This is a genomic window from Sphingobium sp. V4 (genome assembly GCF_029590555.1).
Lineage (GTDB): Bacteria > Pseudomonadota > Alphaproteobacteria > Sphingomonadales > Sphingomonadaceae > Sphingobium.
Genome location: NZ_CP081001.1, coordinates 770,169 through 789,180 on the forward strand (window position 1 = coordinate 770,169; position 19,012 = coordinate 789,180).

Here is a 19,012-nt window from a genome sequence, read left to right on the forward strand (position 1 = left end):
AAGGGAAGTGGGCCAGGGTCGGGCCGATCATCGGCAATCGGGCAAGGGCGTGGCGATCACTTCGGCCCGCGCGAGCAGGGGCAGTCCGGCTCCCGTCCTGATGGTGCGTGCGCTGGCGGAAGTAGCGAAGGGAGAGAGGCTGAGGCCCAGGATCAGGGCGCTGCCAGCGAGGCTGAGAACGATGGTCTTCATGAATGTACCTTTCCACGACGCCCTGTTGCGCCGTGGAAAGGAAGATGCGCGCGGAATGTCGCATGAATATGCCTTGAACGGCGGGGAATGTACGAAAGTGTAACGATCCTGCCTATTCGTGCCGCAGCGCGTCGATCGGGTTGAGCGCCGCCGCGCGCCGCGCCGGGAAATAGCCGAACACCACGCCGATAGCCGCCGAGAAGAGGAAAGCGATCAGGTTGACCTTCACGTCGAACAGAAACGGCACCTGCATCAGTGGTGCGATGGCGAGGGACGCGATCAGCGCCAGGAACAGGCCGATCAGCCCGCCAAGGCACGACAGAACGATCGCCTCGACCAGAAACTGCATCAGAACTTCGCGCGCGACAGCGCCGATGGCGAGACGGATGCCGATTTCCCGCGTGCGCTCGGTCACCGACACCAGCATGATGTTCATGATGCCGATGCCGCCGACCAGCAGAGAGATCGCCGCCACCGCGCCGACGATCTGGGTCAATATGGTGGTGGTGCCGGTCAGCGTGTCGCTGATCTGCTTGGTGTCGAAGACGTTGAAATTATCCTGATCGCCCGCCTTGATCTTGCGCCGTTCGCGCATCAGCTCTTCCAGACTGGCCTGGACGGTGCTGGTATCATAGGCGTCGTCGACAGCGACCATGATCTGGCTGATGTCGCGGTCGCCGGTGAAGCGCCGCTGGACGAACTTGATCGGCATGACGACGACATCGTCCTGGTCGCCGAAGCCGCCCTGGCCACGCGTCGCCAGCACACCCACGACTTGGCAACTGACGCCTTTGATCCGCATCCGCTTTCCCGTCGGCTCGGCACCCTGGAACAGGTTGGTGCGGACCGTATTGCCGATGATGCAGACGGATTTCCCGGCTTCTTCTTCATCAGGGAGGAAGAGGCGTCCGTCCGCCACCTTCCACTGCTGCACCTCGGAATAGGCGGACGTCGTGCCATAGACTGTGGTCGACCAGTTATTCCCTTCATAGATGGCGGTGCCGCTCGACTGCACCACCGGCGCGACAGCGCGCACGCCCGTCAGCTGGTTCTCGATCGCGGCCAGGTCGCCCGGCTTGAAGTCGGGCGGGCGCGGACCACCGCCACCGCGGCCGAAGCCCTGTCCGGGACGCAGCTGGAGGACATTTGCACCCAGCGAGCTGATCTGTTCGCGCACGGCCGCCGTCGCGCCATTGCCCAGCGTCACCATGGTCACGACCGCGGCCACGCCGATGATGATACCCAGCGTGGTCAGGAAACTGCGTAGCTTGTGCCGGTTGATCGCGCGAAATGCGAGGATGATGGTGGTGCCTAGCATTACGCCTTCGACCTTTCCTCGACCCGTTCGACATGGCCGTCCTTGAAATGGACGATGGTGCGCGCAAAGGCCGCCATGTCCGGTTCGTGCGTCACCATCAGGACGGTGATGCCGCTGTTGCGGTTGAGGTCGGTCAGCAATTCCATGATCTCGATCGAGCGCTCCGAATCGAGGTTGCCGGTTGGCTCGTCCGCCAGCAACACGTCGGGCTGGGTCACGATGGCGCGGGCTATGGCGACGCGCTGCTGCTGGCCGCCTGACAACTCGGCGGGCGTATGATCCCACCAGTCGCGCAAGCCCACCTTGTCGAGCGCCGCCATGCCCATGTCGTAACGTGCCTGCTTGTCTTCGCCGCGATAGAGAAGGGGCAACTCGACATTCTCCAACGCCGTGGTGCGCGACAGCAGGTTGAAGCCCTGGAACACGAAGCCGAGGTAGCGGCGGCGCAGCAGCGCGCGCTGGTCGCGGTCCAGGGTCTCGACATGGCGGCCCTTGAACAGAAACTCTCCGCCAGACGGCACGTCGAGGCAGCCGAGAATGTTCATCGTCGTCGATTTGCCCGAGCCTGAGGGCCCCATCACGGCGACGAAATCGCCCTGCGCGATATCGAGGTCGATGCCCTTCAGCGCCTGGAAGGCCGTTGGGCCCTCGCCATAGACTTTGGTCACGCCGCGCAGGGAGATGATCGGATCGTCAGAAAGGATGGAGGCCATGAGGCTCAGGTTCCGCTCGGACGGCCGGTGCCGCGCGTCTTTGACGGAGCAGCCTGGCCTTGTAGCGGCGCGGCCGGTGCGGTCGCGGCGTCGCCCGAATTGCCCAGCTTTCCGACGCTCGCAGGCGTGCCGTCCGCCGAAGGGTTGCGCTGCCGATCGCGCGCGTCCTGACGGTTTTTCGTGTCGCCATTCTGGTCTTCTGCCGGCGCCTGCTGGCCTTTGGCAAGCTGGCCCGTGATGACGCGCGCACCGGCTTTCAGGTCGCCGCCGGTGATGACTGTGCGCGATCCGTCGCTGGCGCCCACGATCACCTGTACCGCCTTGGGTTTGCCGTCCTCGCCCAAGACATAGACAGTCTGGCTGCTGCCCGCGCCGAAGCTGACCTGGCGGTTGGCGCCGCCCCGTCGCATCCGGCCGGGGCCGGGCAGCACGCTGGTGATGCCGCCGCCTTGTGCTTGGCTACTCGGCTTGAAGCGCAGCGCGCTGTTCGGGACGAGCAGCACGTCATTCAGTTCCTGCGTCACGATGTCGGCTGTCGCGGTCATGCCGGGGCGCAGCGTTTCGTCCTTGTTGTCGACCGACAGCACGGCCGTGTAGGCGACCACGGTGCCGCTGGTGCTGGTCGTGGTGGTGCTGGACGAGGAGGAGGAACTGCTGCTCGATGCATTCGACCCGACATTGACCCGTGTGACCTTCGCGGGGAAGGTGCGGCCGGGGAAGGCATCGACGGCGAAATTGGCGGTCTGGCCTTCCTTTACCTGTCCGACATCGGCTTCGTCCACCGACACCTCGACTTCCATCTGGGTGAGATCTTCTGCCAGTGTGAAGAGTACGGGTGCGTTGAGCGACGCCGCGACGGTCTGGCCCGGCTCGATGTCGCGGGATAGCACCACGCCGTTTACGGGCGACACGATCTGCGCGATCGACAGGTTGGTCTGTGCGGTCGACAGTTGCGCGCGCGACACGTTCACCTGCGCCTGCGCCGATCGCAGATTGGCGATCGCGCCCTGATAGTCGGCGCGGGCCGAATCCAGTTCGGTTTTCGCCGGCACGCGGCCGCCCGACAGCCTGAAGACATTTTCCTGCCGGTCGAGCGTCGCCTTCGCCAGAGCGACCTGCGCCTGCGCCTGCGCGACGCTCGCCTGGCTCGACGCGACCTGCGCCCGGTTCTGGTTCACCGTGTCGACCAGCCGGCGGGTGTCGAGTTCGGCCAGCCGCTGGCCGCGCGTGACCCGGTCGTTCACGTCGACGAACACCTGCGTGATCTTGCCCGACTGTTCGGAACCGACATCGACCTGGTTGATCGGCTTGAGGTTGCCGGTGGCGGAAACGGTGACGGTCAGGTCACCCTTGCGCACCTCGCGCGTCGCATAATCGGGCTGGTCGTCGCCGGAAAAGCGCCAGGCGAGCAGCAGGATGACGATCAACAACAGCGCGGCGACGCCGCCCCGGACTGCCCATTTGCGCCACGGCTTCTGCGGCTTGGCGCCCAGAAACTCGTCCAGATCCTGATCCTTGGTCACGTCATTGCTCATTGGGGCGGTTTTCCATGCTCTGCCAGCCGCCGCCCAGCGCGTTGTAGAGCTGGGCGATGGCGAGGATCTCATCGGATTGCGCGGAAGCAAGGCTGTTGCGCGCGTTCAAAAGGGTGGATTCGCTGGTCAACAGCGTCTGGAAGTCGGTCAGCCCGGCCTGATACTGGCTGCGCGCCAGGATTGCGGCATTGTTCGAAGCTTCGAGGGCGGTGGCAAAGGCGGTCTTGCGCGCGCGGGCGCTCGACAGGGAAGCCATGGCATTCTCGACATCCTCCAGCGCAGTGAGGACGCTTTGCTTGTAGGCGGCGAAGGCGGCGTCGGTCGCCGCCTTTTGCGAGCGGACCTGCGAAGCGAGGCGGCCGCCATCAAATATGGTCTGCGCCACGTTGGCGAAGACGCCGCCGGTAATCAGGCTGAACAGGTCGCTGAAAGCGTTGGACGTGGTGCCGATGTTGCCGCTGATGCCGAGCGACGGGTACAGCTGCGCCTGCGCCACGCCGATCTGCGCGGTCGCGGCGGCCAGCGCGCGCTCGGCCCCGCGCACGTCCGGCCGCTGGCGTAGCGTGTCGGCGGGTATGCCGGTCGCGATGTCGGTCGACGCGATGGGGATCGGGGCAGGGGCTTGCAGCGCGCGGGTCGCTTCGCCCGGCGCTTGGCCGGTCAGCACGGCGATGCGGTTGAGGCTGCTCGTCAGGCTCGCTTCCAGTTGCGGGATGCTGGCGCTGGTCTGGGCCAGTTGCGCCCTGGCCTGCTGCTCGTCCAGTGAGGAGACGAGGCCGGCTTGTAACCGCCAGTTGGCGATGCTGTAATTATTCTGCTGGATCGCCTGCGTCTCCCGCGCGACCTTCAACTGCTCCTGCGCGAGCCGCACCTGCACATAATTGGTGACGAGTTCGGATATGATCGTCATCCGCACGGCGGCCAGGTCGTAGCCCGACGCGCTGAGGTCGGCGCGCGCCGCCTCCGCCGTGCGAGACAGTTCGCCGAACAGATCGATCTGCCAGCTGGCATTGGCGCCGACCGAATAGCTGCTGGACCAGTTGCTGGAACCCAGGCTGATGACGTTGCCACTGCTGTCGGTACGCGTGCCGCCAGCCTGGCTGCGATAATTCTTGCCGCCGCTGGCTGATCCGCTGACCTGTGGCAGGAAGCTGGCATTGGCCTGGCGCAGGTTTTCGCGCGCTTGGCGGAGGCGCGCCTGCGCCTGCACTATATCCAGATTGCCGGTGATCGCGCGGTCGATCAGGCTGCTGAGCGTAGGATCATTCAGGCGCGTCCACCATCGGGCGAGATCTGCGTCGTTCAACGCCGCGCCATCGCCTTGGCTATAGGCGGCGGGCACCCCCAGCGCGGCCGTCTGCGGAGCGCGATAATCGGGTCCGGCGGCGCAGGCGGACAGCATCAGGGCCGTCCCGCTGATCCAGGTTATGCGATATCGCACCTTTTCCTTGCACTCCGTCATCGTTAAAGGGGCCGCCACGCGCCGCCCCCATACGGGACGGCGGACGTCCATGCCCTGCCTGCCGCAGGGATATGTACGTCTCAATGACATTTATGTCTCAAAGTGTAACGGTTTTGGATTTCAGCGCTTTTTGGCCGGGCGCTTTGGCTGGGAGTTGATGATGCGGGCATTTGTTTTTCCGGGGCAGGGCAGCCAGTCGGTGGGCATGGGCAGGGTGCTGGCCGACGCCAGCCCGGCGGCAAGGGAGCTGTTTCAGGAGGTCGATGACGCCCTGTCGCAAAATTTGTTCCGCCTCATGGTAGAAGGGCCGGAAAGCGACCTGACCCTGACTGAAAACGCTCAGCCGGCGATCATGGCCAATGCCATCGCGACCTTGCGGGTAATGCAGAAGGAAGCCGGCTTCTCGCTGGCCGACAAGGGCGATTATGTCGCCGGGCACAGTCTGGGCGAATATAGCGCACTCTGCGCTGTCGATGCGTTCGACATCGGCACCACCGCACGCCTTCTGAAACTGCGTGGCCAGGCGATGCAGGCCGCCGTGCCGGTGGGCGAGGGTGCGATGGCGGCGCTGCTCGGTGCCGACATCGAAAAGGCGCAGGCACTGGCCGACGCCGCAGCCGAAGGCGAAGTCTGCACCGTCGCGAATGACAACGATCCCTCGCAGGTCGTGATTTCCGGCCATCGCGGCGCGATTGAGCGCGCGGTAGCGCTGGTCAAGGACCATGGCATCAAGCGCGGCGTCCTGCTGCCGGTGTCCGCGCCCTTCCACTGTCCGCTGATGCAGCCCGCTGCCCAAGCGATGGAGGAGGCTCTGGCCAAGGCCGCCATCAGCGCGCCGCTGTTGCCGGTCTATGCCAACGTCCTCGCCGCGCCGATCGCCGATCCCGAAGAGATCAAGATGCGTCTGGTCGAGCAGGTGACGGGGCGCGTGCGTTGGCGTGAATCGGTCGCGGCGATGTGGGATGCGGGTGTCACCGAATTCGTCGAAGTCGGCGGCAAGGTGCTTGGCCCGATGATCAAGCGCATCGCGCCCGACGCCACCGTCCGCAGCATCGTGACGATGGACGATATCGAGGCCGCGCTGGCGGCGTTCTGACTGGATAAGGAATATAATATGTTCGACCTCACAGGAATGACCGCGCTGGTGACCGGCGCCTCGGGTGGCATCGGTTCGTCGATCGCCAAGGCACTTGCAGCGCGCGGCGCGAGGCTCGCCCTGTCGGGCAGCAATGAGGACAAGCTCAAGGCTTTCGCGGCCGATCTGGGCGGCGACCACAAGACGATCGTCTGCAACCTGTCCGACCCGGCCTCGGTCGATGCGCTGGTGCCGCAGGCGGTGGAAGCGCTGGGCGGCAAGATCGACATCCTCGTCAACAATGCCGGCATCACGCGAGACAACCTGATCCTTCGCATGAAGGATGAGGAATGGAGCCAGGTCATCCAGGTCAATCTGGAAGCCGCCTTCCGCCTCGTCCGCGCCGCCGCCAAGCCGATGATGAAGGCGCGTTTCGGCCGCATCATCTCCATCACGTCGGTGGTCGGCGTGACCGGCAATCCCGGCCAGGCCAATTATTGCGCGTCGAAGGCGGGCATCATCGGCATGTCCAAATCGCTGGGCCAGGAACTGGCGAGCCGCGGCATCACCGTCAACTGCGTCGCGCCCGGCTTCATCCGCTCGGCCATGACCGATGCGCTCAATGATGCGCAGAAGGGTGCGATCCTGGCGAAGATCCCGGCCGGCGACCTGGGCGACGGTGACGATATCGGCGCGGCGGTCGTCTATCTGGCGAGCCGCGAGGCCGGCTACGTCACCGGTCAGACGCTTCACGTCAATGGCGGCATGGCGATGATCTGATCCCTCGCTTCGAGCGGGTCCGGAGGGACTTACGGACTCGCTCGAAGCGCCTGGAAGGCGGGGCTATGCCTCCATTCCCTCCAGAGCGGTGAAGCGCTGCGACCAGAGCGCGCCGTAGACCGCCATCCATTGCACCACCGGCGCCAGCCCCTTGGACCGTGCGGAATAATAGGTTTCGCGGCCCGCCCGGCGGGCTGTCACGAGCTTCGCTCGCTTGAGCTTGCCCAGGTGGCGGGACACCATGGGTTGGGATACGCCCGCCACTGCCGTCAGGGCATGGACGCTTTGTTCGCCTTCACGCACGAGATATTCCAGCAGGGCGCGGCGCGTGCCGTCCGACAAGGCCTTGAACTGCGCGTCGATGCTGGATCCGCGCTCATCTTGCAATATTTCGGTCATGGTTACGTCATAACCAGATGGTTATGAGTGGGGCAAGCCTTGCTGCGCTGGAACGCCTTGCAGCATCGTTAACCAAAAAAAGTCAGCCACTCCAGAGGGCTGAGTCTTTTGAGTTACACCGCGTCATCTTGAGTCCGCGCGCACTCGCCTGACTCAACATCTTGTGGGTCCTCCTTTCGTTCTCGCTTTCGCGCCTTGCGACTCGCCTTGAATCCGCGAGTCCCCTACACTTGACGGCGGACTCCGGAGGACTCATCGGTGCGTCTCAAGATAGAAGGGGGTTCAGCATTTATGGGTGTCATGACACGCGTCGCATCGCCGCGGCGGAAGAAGGTGATCGAATCGGTCGAGATCGAGGCCGATCGCCTGCTGCGTGGCGACTGCATCGCGCAGATGGCCTCGTTGCCTGACAATTGCATCGACATGATCTTTGCGGACCCGCCCTATAATCTCCAACTAGGTGGCGACCTGTTCCGGCCCGAAGGCGGGCGCGTTGATGCAGTCGACAATGACTGGGACAAGTTCGACACGCTGGGCGCCTATGACCGCTTCACCAAGGCGTGGATGCGGGAGGCACGCCGCATCCTGAAGCCGAACGGCACGATCTGGGTTATTGGCAGCTATCACAATATCTTCCGCGTCGGCGCGGCGTTGCAGGATGAAGGCTTCTGGATCCTCAACGACATCATCTGGCGCAAGGCTAATCCGATGCCCAATTTCAAGGGCACGCGCTTCACCAACGCGCATGAGACGCTGATCTGGGCCAGTCAGGGCGAGGACGCCAAATATACGTTCAACTACAAGGCGATGAAGACGCTAAACGACGAGTTGCAGATGCGCTCCGACTGGGTGCTGCCGATCTGTAGCGGGCAGGAGCGGTTGAAGCGCAACGGCACCAAGGCGCATCCGACCCAGAAGCCGGAATCGCTGCTCTATCGCGTGATGCTGTCCTGCACCAAGCCGGGCGACGTGGTGCTCGATCCCTTCTTCGGCACCGGAACGACCGGCGCGGTCGCCAAGCGCCTCGGCCGCAAGTGGATCGGCATCGAGCGCGAGGAAAGCTATATCGAGGTCGCGCTGGAGCGCATTGCCGACGCGCTGCCGCTGGACGAATCCGCGCTCACCATCATGCAGAGCGCCAAGAGCCAGCCCAAGGTCGCCTTCGGCACCTTGGTCGAGACCGGCTATCTCAAGCCTGGCGCGATCCTGACCGACGCCAAGCGCCGCTGGCAGGCGCAGGTGCGCGCTGACGGATCGCTCGCCGTGGGAACGGACACCGGCTCCATCCACAAGATGGGCGCCACATTGCAGGGTGCGCCCAGCTGCAACGGCTGGACCTTCTGGCATTATGAAGCGGAATCAGGCCTCAAACCCATCGACGCACTGCGCCAGACTTATCTGCTCGCCAACGAACCCTGATTAAGAAGGCCTAACTCCGTTCGGGCTGAGCCTGTCGAAGCCCAGCACTTTCTTTTTGAAAGAAAAGCCGTTGGCTTCGCCGACCTTCGGTTCGACAGGCTCAGGGCGAACGGAACCGGAAAAATGACCCTTTCGACCATCCCCGCCGATGCGCGCCTCTATCTCAAGCCGACCTGGTATGTGCCGACCCCGATCGGCCTGAACGATGGCGCGGCGGCGCGGATGGGCAATGGGCTGATCTGGTTCCAGGCCTATGAACTGACTGCGCTCCGTGGCGCGCAGCGTATCGCGCGGGTTACGATTCCGGTCGCCGACTTTGCCGATGCGATCATCGCCTTGCCAGACAGGCTGGCCCAGCGCGCGCAGGCGCTCGCCGCCAATGTCTCCGCCCAGCGCCCGCCGCTCGCCCTTGGCGATCGCACGATCCGCTTCGACGCGCCGCAGGTGATGGCGATCCTCAACATCACGCCTGACAGCTTTTCCGACGGCGGCAAGCATATGGCCGATCCGCAAGGCGCCGCGGATGCCGGCTTCGCCATGGCGGCGGCCGGTGCGGCGCTGATCGACATCGGCGGCGAATCCACCCGGCCCAAGGCGCCTCTCCTCTGGGAAGGGGACGAGATTGCCCGCATCGTGCCGGTGGTGGAGCGGCTCGCTGCTTCCGGCGTCGCCATGTCGATCGACACGCGCAAGGCTGCGGTGATGGAGGCGGCTCTGGCCGCCGGCGCGCATGTCATCAACGATGTGAGCGCGCTGCTGCATGATCCCCGCGCCATGGAAGTGGCTGTCGCGGCGGGTTGCCCGGTGATCCTGATGCACGCTCCCTCGGCCGGTGACGACCCGCACGACAATCCTGCCGGCTATGGCGATGTCGTCGCCGACGTCTACGACTATCTGGAGGCGCGGATCGCCGCCTGCCTCGACGCAGGCATCCCGCGCGAAAAGATCATGGTCGATCCAGGCCTCGGCTTCGGCAAGAGCCTGACCGACAATCTGGCGCTGGTGAACGGGCTCGCGACCTTCCAGGCGCTGGGCGTGCCCTTGCTGTTCGCGGGTAGTCGCAAACGGCTCATCGGTGCGCTCTCCAACGAAGCGCCTGCGCCTGAACGGCTGGGTGGATCGGTGGCGCTCGCCTTCCGCGCGGCCCAGCTTGGAGCGCAGATGGTGCGCGTCCATGACGTTAAGGAGAGCGTGCAGGCGCTGCACCTCTGGCGCGGTCTGGCGGATGCGGGATTGAGTGTGATTTAGTCGCGGGTATTATTTTACCCGTCAGGAAAGCCGCCCATCTCTTGACTTCTGGCGCTTCCGCCGTCATTAGCGCCCCACTTCCGGGCGTCGGCAACGGCGTCCGGTTTCATTTTTTCTTTCTGGAGTATTGGCACCATGAAGGCGCTGATGAAGACCACCAAGCCGGCAACCCCGGCAACGGTCGAAAAGAAGTGGATCCTGATCGACGCCGAAGGCCTCGTCGTGGGTCGTCTCGCTTCGACCGTAGCGAATATCCTGCGCGGCAAGCACAAGACCAGCTTCACCCCCCACGTCGATTGCGGTGACAATGTCATCATCATCAACGCCGGCAAGGTGAAGTTCACGGGCCGCAAGCTGACCGACAAGGTCTATTACAAGCATACCGGCTATGCCGGCGGCATCAAGGAAACCACTCCCCAGAAGATCCTGGAAGGTCGTTTCCCCGAGCGCGTCCTGGAAAAGGCCGTCGAGCGCATGATCCCCCGTGGTCCGCTGGGCCGCCAGCAGATGCGCAACCTGCGCATCTTCGCCGGCGCCGAGCACGCCCATGAAGCCCAGAACCCCGAAGTGCTCGACTTCGCGTCGCGCAACCGCAAGAACAAGGTGGGTGCATAATGTCCGATAACCGCCAGTCTCTGTCCGACCTCGCGGCGATCGCCGCCAACGCTCCCGTCGCCGCTGCGCCGGTCGCCGTCGAAGGCGAAGCGCCCGCCGCTCCGGTTCAGCCCTCGGCGCCGCTGCGTCCGCAGGAAATCGACAGCCTCGGCCGCGCCTACGCCACCGGCCGCCGCAAGGACGCCGTCGCCCGCGTGTGGGTCAAGCCCGGCACCGGCAAGATCACGGTCAATGGCCGCGATCAGGAAGTCTATTTCGCCCGCCCGACTCTGCGTCTGGTCATCAACCAGCCCTTCGGCGTGACCGAGCGTGAAGGCCAGTATGACGTGATCGCCACCGTCAAGGGCGGCGGTCTGTCGGGCCAGGCCGGTGCGGTCAAGCACGGCATCGCCCAGGCTCTGTCGAAGTATGAGCCGGCGCTGCGCAGCGCGGTCAAGGCCGAAGGCTTCCTGACCCGCGACAGCCGCGTCGTCGAGCGTAAGAAGTACGGCAAGGCGAAGGCCCGCCGCAGCTTCCAGTTCTCGAAGCGCTAATACACTTCGCGATAGGCGTATTTGGAGAAGGGGCTGGTTTTCCGGCCCCTTTTTCGTTGCCTGGATCAGACCGGGGCAGGTTATCGCTTTGGGCTTTCCACGTGAATATGGGTGGGCCGGGCGGGGCCGGGACCATCGAGGCTATTCTATTGCGGTAATAGGAAATTGGTGGCGAAGCTCAGCAACCGATGCTCCCTGTCCCAGCGGAGCATGATGTCGAGCAACATGTAGCGCCGCTGGCAACATTGTTCGACAAAGGCCGTCCGCCCCGCCGCTCTGGCAAGGGGTGAACGCCCGTGCGGCTCGCGCGGCGAGGGATAACTCGTTGCGTCTGCGTTCCGGCGGCAACCTTTGCTCCTGATGGTTGGTTGATCCTCCAACTGCAACCACAGGAGATGTTTCATGGGTGAACTGACCGACAAGGTGAAGGCGGCGGGCAACAAGGCTGCGGGCAGCGTCAAGGAAGCCGTGGGCCGCAATAACAACGACCCGAATCTGGAAGCCGAAGGAAAGGCGCAGAAGGCCAAGGGCACGGCGCAGGACATTGCCGGTTCGGTCAAGGGCGCACTCGGCGACAAGATCTGATGTGAGTCCTCGGACGTGAAGAAGGCCTCGCCCCGAAAGGTGCGGGGCCTTTTTTGCATGGTTGGCCTTCAAATATGCACGGGCAGTGAAGGCGCGGGGTCAAGCCTCCTTCGACAGGTAATCGCGGACATCCCTCCGCAGTTCGCCCGCGCAGAGGTAAAGCGCGATGACATTGGGAATCGCCATCAGGAAGAAACTGCTATCGACGATGCCGACCACCCGGCCCAGGTCGATCGCAGCGGCCGGGGGCAGGGCGACGACATAGAGGATCTTGTAGGTCCACTGCGCCCTTGGCCCATTGCCGAACAGATAGCCCCAGGCCTGCAAGCCGTAAAAGCCCCAGGCGACCAAGGTTGAATAGGCGAAGAGGAACACCACCACCGCCAGTAGCCAGGGGAACCAAGGCGACACTTTCGCAAAAGCGGCCGAGGTAATGGCGATGCCTTCCAGTCCCGTATTCCACGTTCCCGCAACCACCAGCGCCAAGCCGCCGAACGCGCAGACGATCATCGTGCCGAGCAGCGGCTCCAGCAGCGCGACCAGGCCTTCCGACACCGGATGCTTCGCCCGCGCCAGGCTGTGCGCCATCACCGCCGATCCCACGCCCGCCTCGCTGGCGAACACCGCGCGTCGCATCCCGGCGACGAAAGCGCCGATCGCACCGCCCGTTGCCGCATCGCCGCTCCAAGCCCCATTCCAGATCAGCGTGAGTGCTGCCGGTATCTCGCCGGCGTTCAGGACCAGGATCGCCGCCACCCCCAGCAGATAGACCGCGACCTTGAGCGGGGTCAGTCGCTTGGCCACCTCGCCCAGCCATGCGGCCCCGCCCAGCGTCACCAGCGCGACGGCTCCGGCCAGGAAGACACCATAGGCCCAACCGTTGGTCAGGCCCGTCACGACCTTCACCTGAGCGAAGCTCTGGTTCACCTGGACCATCGGGATCGCTCCGAATAGGGCGAAGAAGGCATAAGCGCCGCCAAGCGCCAGCCCGATCTTCGGCCATCCCCGCGCCGCGCCGACGGCTTTCAGCACATACATCGGCCCGCCATGGACATGGCCCTGTGCGTCGAAGACGCGATATTTGAGGCCCAGCGTCACCTCCGCCATTTTCACCGTCATGGCGAACCAGCCGATGATGAACATCCACAATATCGCACCGGGACCGCCCATGGTCAGCGCAACCGCGACGCCGGCGATATTGCCAAGGCCGATCGTACCCGACAGGGCAGTGGAGAGCGCCGCCCATTGACTGACATCGCCCTTCGCTTCGCCCTCATGGGGCTGGGTCCGCAGGATTCGGATCGCCCGTCCGACCTGCGTTACATTGGGGAAACCCAGCCACAGGGTGAAGAACAACATCGGCAGCGCCAGGTAAAGCACGATCAGTTCAATCTGTGCGCCAAGGAGCGGCACCTTGAAAAAGATGGCGTTCGACAGGCCGTCGACAAAGGCGTTGAAATTTTCCATCACTCGCCGATGCCGCCCGACGGGTGGAATGTCGATCAAAGATTGCTATGGGCCTATGAGGATAGACTCTTCCGGCCCCAAGCGGCGAGGCACATGTGAGCAGGCAATATTTCGGCACCGACGGCATTCGCGGCCGCACCAACCAATGGCCGATGACGGCAGAACTGGCAATGAAGGTCGGCATGGCCGCCGGAACCCATTTCCAGCGCGGCAGCCACCGCCACCGCGTCGTGATCGGCAAGGATACACGGCTGTCAGGTTATATGGTGGAGAATGCGCTGGTCGCCGGCTTTACCGCCGTCGGCATGGATGTGGTGCAGTTCGGGCCGATCCCGACGCCCGCCGTAGCGCTCCTTGCCCATTCGATGCGCGCGGACTTGGGCGTCATGATATCGGCCAGCCACAATCCCTATTTCGACAATGGTATCAAGCTGTTCGGCCCGGATGGCTACAAGCTGTCGGACGAGGATGAGCTGAAGATCGAGGCGCTGCTGGGACAGGATATCGCGCTCGCTGCGTCCAAGGATATCGGTCGCGCCCGCCGCGTCGAGGACGCGCGTGGCCGCTATATCCATGCGGTAAAGTCCAGCTTCCCGGCGGACCTGCGCCTTGATGGCCTGAAGATCGTTGTGGATTGCGCGAATGGCGCGGCCTATCAGGTCGCACCCTCGGCCCTGTGGGAACTGGGCGCCACCGTCGTCGCGATCGGCGTCACGCCCAACGGCACCAACATCAATGACGGCTGCGGATCGACCGCGCCACTGCTGTTGCAGGAAACCGTCGTCTCATCGGGCGCGGATATCGGCATTGCGCTGGACGGCGACGCCGATCGGCTGATCGTGGTGGACGAACAGGGCAAGATCGTCGATGGCGACCAGATCATGGCGCTGATCGCCGCCAATTTCGCGCGCGATGGCACGCTGCGCGGCGGCGGCCTCGTGGCGACGATCATGTCGAATCTGGGCCTGGAGCGCTTCCTGTCGGACAAGGGTATCGCGCTGGAGCGCACCAAGGTGGGCGACCGCTATGTGCTGGAACGGATGCGCGACGGCGGTTTCAATGTCGGCGGCGAGCAGTCGGGCCACATGATCCTGTCGGACTATGCCACCACCGGGGACGGCACGGTCGCGGCCTTGCAGGTGCTGGCGGCACTGGTCCGCTCCGGTAAGCCGGCGAGCGAGACGCTGCACCAGTTCGACCCGGTGCCGCAATTGCTCAAGAATGTCCGCTTCTCCGGCGGCAAGCCGCTGGAGCATGAAGATGTGAAGCGCGTCATCGCCCAAGCTGAGGCCGAACTGGATGGCTCGGGGCGGCTGGTCATTCGCCCGTCCGGCACCGAACCGGTGATCCGCGTCATGGCCGAGGGCGACCGCGAGGAGCAAGTGCGCGACGTGGTCGAACGGATCTGCGCTGCGGTTGAGAAGGCGGCGGCCTGATGCTGGACATGCGCCCCGACTGCGAACGCTGCGGTGCGGACCTGCCCGCCGATGAGCCCGGCGCGTTCATCTGTTCCTTCGAATGCACCTTCTGCGCGCCCTGCGCCGAGGCGCTGGACGACCGCTGCCCCAATTGCGGCGGCGAGTTGATGGACCGCCCGACCCGCACCGGGGCAGCGCTTGCGAACAACCCCGCGTCCACGGAGCGTAAATTCCAGCCATGAGCCCGGCACGTATCCTTATCATCGCCGGCTCCGACAGCGGGGGCGGCGCGGGCGTCCAGGCTGACCTCAAGACCGTGACCCTGCTGGGTGGGTTCGGCATGACCGCCATCACCGCGATCACCGCGCAGAACACTCTGGGCGTGCAGGGCGTTCATCCGGTTCCCACCGATATGGTGCTGGCGCAGATGGAAAGCTGCATCGGCGACATCGGCGTCGACGCGGTCAAGATAGGCATGATCGGATCGGCGCAGACGGCCGCCGCCTTAGCCGAGCGCCTGGCCAAGCTGGACAATGTCCCGATCGTCTTCGATCCCGTCATGGTCGCGACCAGCGGGTCGCTGCTGGCGGACGATGCGACCGTCGCCGCCTTCGAACAACTGATGCGGATCGCCACCGTCATCACGCCCAATGTACCGGAATTGCAGGCATTGACCGGCACGACGATCAGCGATCTCGACGGGTTGGAGGCCGCTGCACAGATGCTGCGCGATCGAACCGGGGCGGTCATCCTCGCCAAGGGTGGACATCTGCAGCAGCAGGCACAGGATGATCGGCCGTTGATCCACGATCTGCTCGTTGATGAGGACATGGTCGCCGAATATTCGGTTGAACGGATCGACACGCGCAACAGCCATGGCACAGGTTGCACATTGGCTAGCGCCGTGGCGACCGGACTGGGCGGCGGCCTCTCGCTGGCGGATGCGGTCGACCGGGCAGAAGCGTTTGTTGCGGCCGCGCTGGCTGCCGCGCCCGGGCTGGGGCAGGGGCATGGCCCGATGGGACATGCATTGGGCATGACGCCTTTCTATCACCTGCTCGCCGCAAGGGATGGCAACGGGTGGGACGCCGCCGCATTCGCTGCGCGCTATTCCGACCATGCCTGACTTCGCGCACGAACGGCGGTATCACCCCGGCCTCGTAGCCGGCGTCGACGAGGCGGGTCGGGGACCGCTGGCGGGACCGGTGGTCGCTGCCGCCGTCATCCTGCGTGCGGAAGATTGTCCGGACGGTCTGAACGACAGCAAACAGTTGAGCGCGACGAAGCGCGCCGCGCTGGAAGCCGAAATCAAGGCGCGCGCCCTCTGCTGGGGCGTGGGGCTCGCCAGCGTCGCCGAAATCGACGAGATCAACATCCTCTGGGCGACGATGCTGGCCATGACCCGCGCGGTCGAGGCGCTGAGCCATGACTGCGCCCATGTGCTGGTGGACGGCAATCGTTGCCCGCAATGGCGCTGGGCCTCGACCGCGATCGTGGCGGGCGACGCCAAAAGCCTGTCGATTGCGGCCGCGTCTATCCTCGCCAAGGAAGAACGCGACCGGATGATGATTGCGGCGGCGGCCGAGCATCCGCACTATGGCTGGGAAACCAACAAGGGCTATGGCAGCGCCAGGCATCTGGCGGCGCTGCGCGAGCATGGCCCGACCCCGCTCCACCGCCGCAGCTTTGCGCCGGTGGCGCAGCTCACCCTGCTCTGATCCCTGTCCCAGGCCGGGACCGCCACGCCTGACCGTGCGGACAGGCTGGCTTTGGCGCGGATCATGGTTAAGAAAGGCTTATGCACAAGCCTTTGCTATCCGTCCTCGCATCCCTGTTCGCGCTGGCGCCGCCGGCTCAGGCGGCCGTGGAGACGGAGATTGCGCTGGCGCCGGGCGGTTATCGCTGGCTGGAGCAAGGGGGGGGGGACGGTCCGCTCTACATGGTCATCAGCATCGAGAAGCAGCGGGTCCATGTCTATAGCGGCGATCGACTGATCGGCGCGGCCAGCGTGTCGACGGGCATGAAGGGGCATCGCACCCCGACCGGCGACTATCCGATCCTGCAAAAGCGCCAATGGCACCGCTCCAACCTCTACAGCAATGCGCCCATGCCCTTCATGCAGCGGCTGACCTGGGACGGGATCGCGCTCCACGCGGGGCATAATCCTGGCTATCCCGCCAGCCATGGTTGCATCCGCCTGCCCTATGCCTTCGCGCGGCAATTGTTCGCGCTGACGAAGATCGGCACTTTGGTCGAGGTGACACAGGCGCGACTCAGCGCCGCGCTGAAGTTCGACCCGCTGGTGCTGGGCGATCCCGGCAGCACGGTGGTGAGTTTCGGTCCGGCAACCGGGCGACCTCCCGTCCTGCCACCGTCCGACGCCGAGGAGGATGGCGTGCCGATGCTGGACATCGACCCCGCCATCTTCAAGCCGCGCCTGCGGCGATAGGCATTTCAAAGCCGTTCAGCTCGACGGCATCTCCCGCCATTCGCCGGGCTGCAAACCCTCGATGCTCCAGTCGCCGATGCGCCAGCGCACCAGCCGCAACGTCGGATGCCCGACCGCTGCGGTCATCCGGCGCACCTGCCGGTTGCGGCCTTCACGGATAGTCAGGCTGATCCAGCAATCCGGCACCGTCTTGCGAAAGCGCACCGGCGGATCGCGCGGCCAGAGCGCCGGATCGTCGATCCGCTCCGCGCGGGCGGGCAAGGTCGGACCATCCTTCAGCGTCACGCCCTTGCGCAGCCGATCGAGCGTCTCTTCCTGCACATCCCCCTCCACCTGAACGAGATAGGTCTTGGGGGTCTTGAACCGGGGATCGGCGATCCGCGCCTGCAACCGACCATCGTCGGTCAGCAGCATCAGTCCCTCGCTGTCCAGGTCGAGCCGCCCGGCGGGGTAGACGCCGGGCACATCGATATAGTTGGACAGCGTCAGCCGATCCGCGCCCATGCTGCGGTCGGTGAACTGGCTTAGAGCGTTGAACGGCTTGTTGAACAGGATCAGCCTGGCCATGGCGTCAATCCTCCTCCTCCTCATCATCATCAACCATCAGGCTGCCCTGATTGACCAGCGCCGCCAGCAATTCCATCGCATCGGCCAGCGACGGGTCGAGGACGACATGATCCTGCGCGCATATCCGCTGCGCCAACGCCGCTGCGCCGCCGCTACACGGGAAGGTCGCGCCGTCCGCGAACAGAAGCAGGCCTTCCTCCTGACGCAGGAAAGCAAAGCGGCTCGCCGGATTGCGCAGCAGGATCGCGCCCTCGCTGGCCAGTGCCTGCAACTCGGCGACTGTTACAGGCTCCTCAGGCCGCCAGTCGGCGTCAGCATATTTGGGCGTGCTGCTATGCTGGCCGAACCAGTGGGCGAAGGCGTCCCGGTCCAGCAACCGTTCGACCGTCATCGCGTGCAGCCGGTCGATGGCAGATGGCGCGATCTCGCCCGGATTGACGGCGGCGCTGAGGTCGGGATCGGCATAACGGTCATCCTCCGCCATTCCATCGACCAGATGCTCGACCCATTCCATCAACAGGTCGGGGCGGGATGGGGCGCGAAAGCCGATCGAATAGGTCATGCAGTCGTCGCCCACGGCCACGCCGTCATGGGCGAAGCCGGGCGGGACATAAAGAATGTCGCCCGGTTCCAGTAGCCAATCGTCCGTCGCCGCGAAATCGGCGAGCAGGCGAAGATCATCATGCGGACGCAGCGGCGTGGTATCGTCGCACCGGCCGCCCACGCGCCAGCGGCGCTGGCCCAGTCCCTGGATCAGGAACACGTCATACTGGTCGAAATGTGGCCCGACGCCACCGCCGTCGCTGGCATAGCTGACCATCACATCGTCAATGCGCCAGTTGGGAATGAAGCGGAAAGGCGCGAGCAGGCCCGCGACATCGGGCGCATAATGGTCGACCGCCTGTACCAGCAACGTCCAGGGCGCCGCGCCAAGGCCGCCGAAACGATCCTCGGAAAAGGGACCATGTTCCAGCGCCCAACTCTCGCCCGACTGAACGATCAGACGCGATTCCACCCCGTCATCACACGCCAGGCCTGCCAGTTCGTCCGGTTCCAGCGGGTTGTGCCACGCCTTCCACGGATTGCGGATCAGCAACGGCTTTTTCTGCCAATAATCGCGCAGGAAGAGGTCGATGTCGAAATCTGAAAGCTGCATGGATACTCGCTGCACGGGGGAGAGGGTCTTGCGTCGCACGGCATTGCCGCCCGGTGGGGGGGCTGTCAAAGACGACACCAT

Annotated in this window: 21 protein-coding genes; 12 read left to right on the forward strand and 9 right to left on the reverse strand. The window is 64.7% G+C overall.

Annotated elements, in window-relative coordinates; translation table 11 throughout:
* Positions 1 to 27: 27 nt before the first annotated feature.
* The 5 genes from K3M67_RS03985 to K3M67_RS04005 all read right to left on the reverse strand — a co-directional run bounded on the left by K3M67_RS03985 (position 28) and on the right by K3M67_RS04005 (position 5,220).
* The gene (locus tag K3M67_RS03985) at positions 28 to 192 is read right to left on the reverse strand and encodes a hypothetical protein (protein ID WP_198162808.1); all 165 of its coding nucleotides are present in this window, start codon (positions 190 to 192) and stop codon (positions 28 to 30) included.
* A gap of 112 nt (positions 193 to 304) precedes the next feature.
* Entirely contained in the window at positions 305 to 1,510 is a 1,206-nt protein-coding gene (locus K3M67_RS03990; protein ID WP_066856041.1) for an ABC transporter permease, read from the reverse strand.
* Positions 1,510 to 2,223, reverse strand: a complete 714-nt coding sequence (locus K3M67_RS03995; RefSeq protein ID WP_285832345.1) for an ABC transporter ATP-binding protein — start codon at positions 2,221 to 2,223, stop codon at positions 1,510 to 1,512. Before K3M67_RS03995 ends, K3M67_RS03990 begins: the two co-directional genes overlap by 1 nt.
* Before the next feature lie 5 nt (positions 2,224 to 2,228).
* Positions 2,229 to 3,758: an efflux RND transporter periplasmic adaptor subunit gene (locus K3M67_RS04000; protein ID WP_285832346.1), complete on the reverse strand. Its 1,530-nt coding sequence runs from the start codon at positions 3,756 to 3,758 to the stop codon at positions 2,229 to 2,231.
* A complete protein-coding gene (locus K3M67_RS04005; protein WP_198162815.1) occupies positions 3,748 to 5,220 on the reverse strand; it encodes an efflux transporter outer membrane subunit in 1,473 nt (490 codons plus the stop codon). The genes K3M67_RS04000 and K3M67_RS04005 overlap by 11 nt, the downstream gene beginning before the upstream one ends.
* A gap of 160 nt (positions 5,221 to 5,380) precedes the next feature.
* On the opposite strand from K3M67_RS04005, the gene fabD reads away from it, so the two are divergent.
* Both fabD and fabG read left to right on the forward strand, forming a co-directional pair.
* Positions 5,381 to 6,316: an ACP S-malonyltransferase gene (gene fabD, locus K3M67_RS04010; RefSeq protein WP_066856291.1), complete on the forward strand. Its 936-nt coding sequence runs from the start codon at positions 5,381 to 5,383 to the stop codon at positions 6,314 to 6,316.
* An 18-nt stretch (positions 6,317 to 6,334) separates the two neighbouring features.
* Positions 6,335 to 7,075 (forward strand): 3-oxoacyl-[acyl-carrier-protein] reductase, encoded by a 741-nt coding sequence (fabG, locus tag K3M67_RS04015; protein ID WP_066856032.1) that lies wholly within the window; start codon positions 6,335 to 6,337, stop codon positions 7,073 to 7,075.
* Between the two features lie 63 nt (positions 7,076 to 7,138).
* On the opposite strand, the gene K3M67_RS04020 is transcribed toward fabG, so the two are convergent.
* On the reverse strand, positions 7,139 to 7,474 hold the full coding sequence (locus K3M67_RS04020) for an ArsR/SmtB family transcription factor (protein WP_066856029.1): 336 nt from the start codon (positions 7,472 to 7,474) through the stop codon (positions 7,139 to 7,141).
* Positions 7,475 to 7,765: 291 nt separating this feature from the next.
* Here K3M67_RS04020 and K3M67_RS04025 point away from each other — a divergent pair, with 291 nt between their 5' ends.
* The 5 genes from K3M67_RS04025 to K3M67_RS04045 all read left to right on the forward strand — a co-directional run bounded on the left by K3M67_RS04025 (position 7,766) and on the right by K3M67_RS04045 (position 11,874).
* On the forward strand, positions 7,766 to 8,893 hold the full coding sequence (locus K3M67_RS04025) for a site-specific DNA-methyltransferase (protein ID WP_066856026.1): 1,128 nt from the start codon (positions 7,766 to 7,768) through the stop codon (positions 8,891 to 8,893).
* Positions 8,894 to 9,016: 123 nt separating this feature from the next.
* A complete protein-coding gene (gene folP / locus K3M67_RS04030) occupies positions 9,017 to 10,141 on the forward strand; it encodes a dihydropteroate synthase (protein WP_285832347.1) in 1,125 nt (374 codons plus the stop codon).
* Positions 10,142 to 10,276: 135 nt separating this feature from the next.
* The gene (gene rplM / locus K3M67_RS04035) at positions 10,277 to 10,756 is read left to right on the forward strand and encodes a 50S ribosomal protein L13 (protein WP_084438944.1); all 480 of its coding nucleotides are present in this window, start codon (positions 10,277 to 10,279) and stop codon (positions 10,754 to 10,756) included.
* Complete coding sequence (gene rpsI / locus K3M67_RS04040) at positions 10,756 to 11,289, forward strand: 30S ribosomal protein S9 (protein ID WP_285832348.1); 534 nt, start codon at positions 10,756 to 10,758, stop codon at positions 11,287 to 11,289. The genes rplM and rpsI overlap by 1 nt, the downstream gene beginning before the upstream one ends.
* Positions 11,290 to 11,691: 402 nt before the next feature.
* On the forward strand, positions 11,692 to 11,874 hold the full coding sequence (locus tag K3M67_RS04045) for a CsbD family protein (protein ID WP_066856020.1): 183 nt from the start codon (positions 11,692 to 11,694) through the stop codon (positions 11,872 to 11,874).
* A gap of 99 nt (positions 11,875 to 11,973) precedes the next feature.
* Here K3M67_RS04045 and K3M67_RS04050 read toward each other — a convergent pair whose 3' ends face one another.
* The gene (locus K3M67_RS04050) at positions 11,974 to 13,341 is read right to left on the reverse strand and encodes an alanine/glycine:cation symporter family protein (RefSeq protein ID WP_285832349.1); all 1,368 of its coding nucleotides are present in this window, start codon (positions 13,339 to 13,341) and stop codon (positions 11,974 to 11,976) included.
* A gap of 95 nt (positions 13,342 to 13,436) precedes the next feature.
* Here K3M67_RS04050 and glmM point away from each other — a divergent pair, with 95 nt between their 5' ends.
* From glmM to K3M67_RS04075, 5 genes are all read left to right on the forward strand, one after another.
* Complete coding sequence (glmM, locus tag K3M67_RS04055; RefSeq protein ID WP_066856014.1) at positions 13,437 to 14,777, forward strand: phosphoglucosamine mutase; 1,341 nt, start codon at positions 13,437 to 13,439, stop codon at positions 14,775 to 14,777.
* Positions 14,777 to 15,001, forward strand: coding sequence for a DUF1272 domain-containing protein (locus K3M67_RS04060; RefSeq protein WP_066856010.1), 225 nt, complete (start codon positions 14,777 to 14,779; stop codon positions 14,999 to 15,001). The genes glmM and K3M67_RS04060 overlap by 1 nt, the downstream gene beginning before the upstream one ends.
* Positions 14,998 to 15,885 (forward strand): bifunctional hydroxymethylpyrimidine kinase/phosphomethylpyrimidine kinase, encoded by an 888-nt coding sequence (gene thiD / locus K3M67_RS04065; RefSeq protein WP_066856007.1) that lies wholly within the window; start codon positions 14,998 to 15,000, stop codon positions 15,883 to 15,885. Before K3M67_RS04060 ends, thiD begins: the two co-directional genes overlap by 4 nt.
* On the forward strand, positions 15,878 to 16,477 hold the full coding sequence (rnhB, locus tag K3M67_RS04070; protein ID WP_066856004.1) for a ribonuclease HII: 600 nt from the start codon (positions 15,878 to 15,880) through the stop codon (positions 16,475 to 16,477). Before thiD ends, rnhB begins: the two co-directional genes overlap by 8 nt.
* Before the next feature lie 80 nt (positions 16,478 to 16,557).
* Positions 16,558 to 17,208 carry a L,D-transpeptidase family protein gene (locus K3M67_RS04075; protein ID WP_285832350.1) on the forward strand — a complete coding sequence of 217 codons (651 nt, stop codon included), beginning with the start codon at positions 16,558 to 16,560 and terminating at the stop codon, positions 17,206 to 17,208.
* 15 nt (positions 17,209 to 17,223) lie between these two features.
* Here K3M67_RS04075 and K3M67_RS04080 read toward each other — a convergent pair whose 3' ends face one another.
* Positions 17,224 to 17,775, reverse strand: a complete 552-nt coding sequence (locus K3M67_RS04080; RefSeq protein ID WP_066855998.1) for a pseudouridine synthase — start codon at positions 17,773 to 17,775, stop codon at positions 17,224 to 17,226.
* A gap of 4 nt (positions 17,776 to 17,779) precedes the next feature.
* On the reverse strand, positions 17,780 to 18,931 hold the full coding sequence (locus K3M67_RS04085) for a ribosomal protein uL16 3-hydroxylase (RefSeq protein ID WP_285832351.1): 1,152 nt from the start codon (positions 18,929 to 18,931) through the stop codon (positions 17,780 to 17,782).
* Positions 18,932 to 19,012: the final 81 nt, after the last annotated feature.

Excerpts from the sequence above, each read along its gene's own strand:
- K3M67_RS03985 (WP_198162808.1), bottom strand. The coding sequence starts at position 192 with ATGAAGACCATCGTTCTCAGCCTCGCTGGCAGCGCCCTGATCCTGGGC.
- K3M67_RS03990 (WP_066856041.1), bottom strand. The coding sequence starts at position 1,510 with ATGCTAGGCACCACCATCATCCTCGCATTTCGCGCGATCAACCGGCAC.
- K3M67_RS03995 (WP_285832345.1), bottom strand. The coding sequence starts at position 2,223 with ATGGCCTCCATCCTTTCTGACGATCCGATCATCTCCCTGCGCGGCGTG.
- K3M67_RS04000 (WP_285832346.1), bottom strand. The coding sequence starts at position 3,758 with ATGAGCAATGACGTGACCAAGGATCAGGATCTGGACGAGTTTCTGGGC.
- K3M67_RS04005 (WP_198162815.1), bottom strand. The coding sequence starts at position 5,220 with ATGACGGAGTGCAAGGAAAAGGTGCGATATCGCATAACCTGGATCAGC.
- fabD (WP_066856291.1), top strand. The coding sequence starts at position 5,381 with ATGCGGGCATTTGTTTTTCCGGGGCAGGGCAGCCAGTCGGTGGGCATG.
- fabG (WP_066856032.1), top strand. The coding sequence starts at position 6,335 with ATGTTCGACCTCACAGGAATGACCGCGCTGGTGACCGGCGCCTCGGGT.
- K3M67_RS04020 (WP_066856029.1), bottom strand. The coding sequence starts at position 7,474 with ATGACCGAAATATTGCAAGATGAGCGCGGATCCAGCATCGACGCGCAG.
- K3M67_RS04025 (WP_066856026.1), top strand. The coding sequence starts at position 7,766 with ATGGGTGTCATGACACGCGTCGCATCGCCGCGGCGGAAGAAGGTGATC.
- folP (WP_285832347.1), top strand. The coding sequence starts at position 9,017 with ATGACCCTTTCGACCATCCCCGCCGATGCGCGCCTCTATCTCAAGCCG.
- rplM (WP_084438944.1), top strand. The coding sequence starts at position 10,277 with ATGAAGGCGCTGATGAAGACCACCAAGCCGGCAACCCCGGCAACGGTC.
- rpsI (WP_285832348.1), top strand. The coding sequence starts at position 10,756 with ATGTCCGATAACCGCCAGTCTCTGTCCGACCTCGCGGCGATCGCCGCC.
- K3M67_RS04045 (WP_066856020.1), top strand. The coding sequence starts at position 11,692 with ATGGGTGAACTGACCGACAAGGTGAAGGCGGCGGGCAACAAGGCTGCG.
- K3M67_RS04050 (WP_285832349.1), bottom strand. The coding sequence starts at position 13,341 with ATGGAAAATTTCAACGCCTTTGTCGACGGCCTGTCGAACGCCATCTTT.
- K3M67_RS04060 (WP_066856010.1), top strand. The coding sequence starts at position 14,777 with ATGCTGGACATGCGCCCCGACTGCGAACGCTGCGGTGCGGACCTGCCC.
- thiD (WP_066856007.1), top strand. The coding sequence starts at position 14,998 with ATGAGCCCGGCACGTATCCTTATCATCGCCGGCTCCGACAGCGGGGGC.
- rnhB (WP_066856004.1), top strand. The coding sequence starts at position 15,878 with ATGCCTGACTTCGCGCACGAACGGCGGTATCACCCCGGCCTCGTAGCC.
- K3M67_RS04075 (WP_285832350.1), top strand. The coding sequence starts at position 16,558 with ATGCACAAGCCTTTGCTATCCGTCCTCGCATCCCTGTTCGCGCTGGCG.
- K3M67_RS04080 (WP_066855998.1), bottom strand. The coding sequence starts at position 17,775 with ATGGCCAGGCTGATCCTGTTCAACAAGCCGTTCAACGCTCTAAGCCAG.
- K3M67_RS04085 (WP_285832351.1), bottom strand. The coding sequence starts at position 18,931 with ATGCAGCTTTCAGATTTCGACATCGACCTCTTCCTGCGCGATTATTGG.